Origin of the sequence: Nostoc sp. T09, from assembly GCF_002154695.1 — a bacterium.
Taxonomy (GTDB): domain Bacteria; phylum Cyanobacteriota; class Cyanobacteriia; order Cyanobacteriales; family Nostocaceae; genus Aulosira.
This window is the reverse complement of record NZ_MTAV01000252.1, coordinates 1-5,013: the sequence shown is the minus strand read 5'-3', so window position 1 is coordinate 5,013 and position 5,013 is coordinate 1. Positions and strand designations below refer to the sequence as shown.

At 39.5% G+C, this 5,013-nt stretch carries 2 protein-coding genes and 1 pseudogene; all 3 read right to left on the bottom strand.

Annotated features, from left to right (window positions below; all coding sequences use genetic code 11):
* Positions 1–110 precede the first annotated feature (110 nt).
* Positions 111–1,328 (bottom strand): Shedu anti-phage system protein SduA domain-containing protein, encoded by a 1,218-nt coding sequence (locus BV372_RS36975; RefSeq protein ID WP_179198331.1) that lies wholly within the window; start codon positions 1,326–1,328, stop codon positions 111–113.
* 874 nt (positions 1,329–2,202) lie between these two features.
* Complete coding sequence (locus BV372_RS33985; RefSeq protein WP_256973625.1) at positions 2,203–4,425, bottom strand: GumC family protein; 2,223 nt, start codon at positions 4,423–4,425, stop codon at positions 2,203–2,205.
* Positions 4,426–4,739: 314 nt separating this feature from the next.
* Positions 4,740–5,013 (bottom strand): annotated as a pseudogene (locus BV372_RS36965) (glycosyltransferase family 2 protein); the annotation flags it as partial.

Sequence of the window (5,013 nt, the reverse complement as noted above, 5' to 3'; positions counted from 1 at the left end):
TCATGCAATACATATGTACTGAAATTTAGCGATCGCCTGTGCCAGTTGCGTAAGTCCTGAGTTAATTGGCACAAGGTAGCAACTTCTCTAGGCTAGCCCTATTTGTAGATTTAAGATCGGTTGCGAAGCCGTGTCTCAGTTTCCAGCAACCTATCATACGGTAAGATTTCAATCTTCTTTGATGTTTGATCAAGAATTGTTGCTCGACGCTTGTTGTCTTCTTCTGTCAACATACCTCGCCGACCAATCACTATCTTGGCAGAAATAAACTCGCGGTAACGACCGTTATCACGGAACCTATTGCGATGTGAGCTAGAAATTTGCCCAGCACCATAAATATCTTGCATTCCTTTTGCTAAAGAGCGTAGGAAGTAATCCTCGTTGTCATGTATCCATGTAAACCAGTCATTAACTTGTTCAAGTGCATTATTTAATCTTTGGGTGCGCTTACCGTCTTTTGTGAAGGGAAGATCAAACGGTGACTCAAGTTTGACAAGTATGATGTCGTAGTGGAAAGATTGTCCCGTCACGACTATAAAGTCACTGATGTAATCAGCACCTAAGTGAAATTCAGGAATACATTCATTAACTTCCCATCGATTACCGAATGCTGTAAGAAAAATTTGAAGATGCGAGGTTAAATACCTCTGCACCTTGTCTTGATTTCCAATCTGAAGAACTGTTGCAAAATCATTGCCCAATTCAATTGACTTTTGCTGCTGCTCTACTTGATCCTTAGATTCCAAGGGAGACAACTTATCTCTTTTATAAAGTACAGGTGTCAAATATTCTGGAATTCCTTCAAGATGAATGGCATTGCAGCCTAGCTCGTAAGCAAAATCAATCGACTCTCCAGCACCCAGAGCAGTGTAGAAGCCAACAGCAAATTCGATCGCAGCATGATCGCCAATAGCTTGACTCATACCAATAACATAATTGATATGCTGTACAATCGCCTTAGCCTGGGACTCTGAATAACAAGCATTTAGAACAACGCATTCTACTCGTTTGGAGAACAGTTTAAACAGGTTCGTCAATGCTTCCGAACTAACTAATTTCTCTTGACCAACGGCATCCTCAAATACCAAACCGTTTTTTCCTGTACCATGACCACTGAAATGTACAATTTGTGGTTTGAAATCCAACATTGCCTGTTGGATATCTCGTGGTCGGGTTGCTCCAGTAGAATTAACAGGCACTTTACCGTACCCTGCAAGACGTAATCTTTCCTTGATTTCCCGCTCTTCTTCCTGCAAACGCAAACTACTTGTACCTTTAGGATTTGCAGCCAACAGCAAAATTGACTTTGGAGCAGTACTATTGTTCATAGAAACTATTAACCTAGTTATGTGAGCTAAATGAGATTTATTTTCTAACCTTTTCAATTACTGATATCATCGCCTTATAGACAACCTTGCAACTATGTCCCTACCGATAACATAAAGTAGCGCATCGTTCTTTTTTTTAGCAATCTGTATTGTTTTGGTTATTGTTGCTGATGCACTTTTCATGAGCTTGGTTCCAAGATATTTGGAGCAAACTGTCAAAAATGCAATTGTGGATAAACAACCCCTACCAATCCATGAGGGGGTAAGAGGCATGGATTTAGCCCCTGCCAACATCTCTGTGAGTCCGGCAGAAATGTAATTGATTAATGCTGCTATGCGCGATTTCCGCCTCAAAGAAGCTATTGAAGCAATTGGGTCAGATTAACATTTTATATTAAATAGATTTTTCTCCCAGCTTAGACTTGTAAAGTCGCTTACTTGCTGTTGAGTCATATACCTATCTAAAGCTGGCTTTCATTTAGTGTAGTTTGATGCCCACTAACTGGAGTAGATATAGCCTCAAATGTAATTAATACACACTTGGTAAATCATCGGAATTTTGTAATTATTATTTGTTACAGAAGCAGCGAGCGCACAGTGCGATCGCCAGTTGCTCAAACGAGCATTTTTCCCCTCTGCTATACAAAGGCGTATAGGGACGCAAAGCTTTGCGTCCCTATGTATTTCCCACATTTTTTTTCAAACTAGTATTACTTGCAGGAGAAAGCAAACTGCCATTTGCTTGCAAAATCTACTGAAATGAGAAAGCAAAAAGGCATTTTGTTTATTAATCGGGGAATTCTTATGTTGACTTTGTTGTTTAACTTGACCTCAGCGAACTCTCTAAATAATGAAAGTGCTTACCACGTAGTAGTTACACCTTGGGAGAATCTTTGACATCATTAGCGATCGCGCCAATTAAATTCAACTTGCTCAAAATGTCTCTAGCTTGAATTAGTTCACTTTGTGTGATCTGACCCATACGCCCTACCAATACAATGCCATTACATAAGGATGCGATGATTCTGGCATCAACTGTGTCTAAAATTGCCGAAGTATCTATTAGCACTAAATCGTAGGTTTGCTCAAATAGTTCAATTAGCTCTTTCATCCGCACTGAACTGAGTAGCTTGACTGTATCTTCTGGTGTGGGCCCAGCAGTTAACACATCAATGTCAGGATGAATCGGTTGAATGTAATCTGCAATGGAAGTATTAGTTTCATCGACCAATAACAGAGATAAACCCCAGTCGTTAGAAAGTTCTAGAATTTTGTGCAAGCTGGGATGCTGCAAATTGGCATCAATCACAAGTACCCGTCGATGCATGTGAGCCGCGCTAGCCGCAAGTCCCAAAGACAAGGTTGTTTTTCCTTCACCAGCTAGTGTCGAAGTCAACATTAGCGATTTAAAAGGCAGAGGATATTTTAATATTTGAATGTTTTGGTAGACCATATCTAAATTTTCGTGATATGGCAAACTGGGGCTAGTATCTACTCCCAAAGAAGCTAATTTTGGCTGCTTATTCCAAGGCAGCCTCGAAAGCCGCTTCTTAAGACCACGTTCGGCTAGGTTAGGCACTGTTCCCAGTAGCCGCAGGTTCGTCAGCCTTTGTAATTGTCGTGGCGAATAGATGACATCATGAAATAGTTCCCAAATTAAGGCTGCCACAATACCTAAAATCGGCCCAATTATTAATCCCCCAGCTAATAGGAATAATCTGCCACTACCTAGATAAATTCCTCGATCTGGTTCTTCCAATACTTGCCAATCAAATCCTCCCTGAGCAATTTTTAGCCCTAAAGATTGTTGCGCCTGGAGCAGTTGTTCAAGTGTTTTGCGATTTGTTTCCACATCTGGCAACAGACGATTATACTCGGCTATGAGGCGAGGATATTTATTAAGTTCAGAGCGCAGCCGTTGTTCCGACTCAACTAAACTTTTTTCATTAGCCAGCAGTCCTAAGGAAGTTGTTTGTACTTGAATTACCTCTTCCACTAGCTTCAAGTCAACGCCTACCATCTGCCCTTGAGTTAATAGCGGTTGCCGGGGATTTGGTGTAATTGTAATTTTATCTCCTAAGGATCTTCCTACCTCTTGCCGGAGTAGCGCCACTTGACTCTGGCGTTGCTGCTTAAGATTTTGGATTACTGGAGAATTATCTGTATACCGTAGCCGCTGCTGAGCCAGCGCTAGTTCAGTCTTTTGAATCTCATTCAGTAGCGTTTGGTAACGTGTTGACTGACTCAAACGAGAAGAAACTATGGCGTTCTGCGATGAAGACGCCATTTTTTGCTCTAGGTTAGCTTGGCGAGCTCGGATGTCCTGAAGTTGAGCGCGAGTAGTTTGTAACTGTTTTTGAATATCTGCCAGAGATTCCAGCAAAATTTTGCTTTGTACTTCTGGGTCAAGTAAATTATGCTTGCTACGGAATTCTTCTAAATTTTTTTCCGATTGACTTACTTCTTTTTTGATTTCTGGTAAGCGAGCGTTAACAAAAGAAAGCCCTTTATGTAAACGCTCGTTTTGTTGTTCTATGTTGTAGTTTTGATAAACAGTTTGTAGTGCTTGCAGCACTCTTTGAGCTTTAACTGGATCTTTGTCTTTGAAGGAAACCTCAAATACTTGACTGGGTACTTTATTAATTCCCGTTCCACCTTCTATCTGATTTACATCTAAAGGTGATTTTTGTCCCCTTTCTTTTTTTCCTTTAATATCTTCTAAAGTAATATTTGGATAATTAGGACGCAGCACATCTACAGCTTTCTGGATTAACTTGGAACTCAGCATCAGTTTTAGCTGAGCTGTATAGTCCACAACTTGAAAGTTAGGATCTGTAAAGTCGCTATCTGTGCCTCCTTGAACATTATTTGAGCGTACCCCTTCATATAAATTAGAACTTACCAGTATCTGCATCGAGCTTTGGTAAGTCGGTTTGGCAAAGATAGCCAACAGGGTTGCAACTGACATCACTGCACAGGAAATACCCAATATCAGATAACGTCTGTGAAACAGAATTGTAGTGAGTTGTTTGATGTCAACTGCGTTTTGTGGAGAGTTATTGAGCATTTGCCCTTGATTTAGACTAGTGTTAGTCACTATAAAATCCTCTAATCTTGAAATAATAAATCAGGAAGATTTTGAAAAAATCTTTTTGAGGTGAATTTTGATTAAACTATAGACGCCATTTTAGTCTAAAGGATTCCTAGCGCAAAGAAATAAGTGATTTTCAATGATTACACTGAAAGTAATTTTAATTGATGTTTTCTATTTAACTAAGACTAAAATAATTTGCTCAATTATTAATGCTGTAATTGATACAAAATGTCCTATGTAAAAATCTGCATAGCTGTTTAGATTAAGAATTACTAACAGTTACACACATCTCAATCAAGCAACTAACTGGTTTTAAGCTATCGAAAATGACTATGGTCAAGTATCTTTCTAATTTTGCTTTTCAATCGAGATACCAAACTGTGATGAAACTGAGTTTGCTGTGTAAATTTATCAGCCTGTGCATCACGAACCATAAATTCTGGATGTTTAATGGGAAACTCCATTGGTTGAGTAGGATGATTGGCAAACGGGCTGTAAATATCTTTTGTATTGGTAGCATCAGCACTAAAACCAATGTTAGAAACTAAATTGACATTTGGCAGAATAGTTAAACCATTTTGCAGCCAAGAT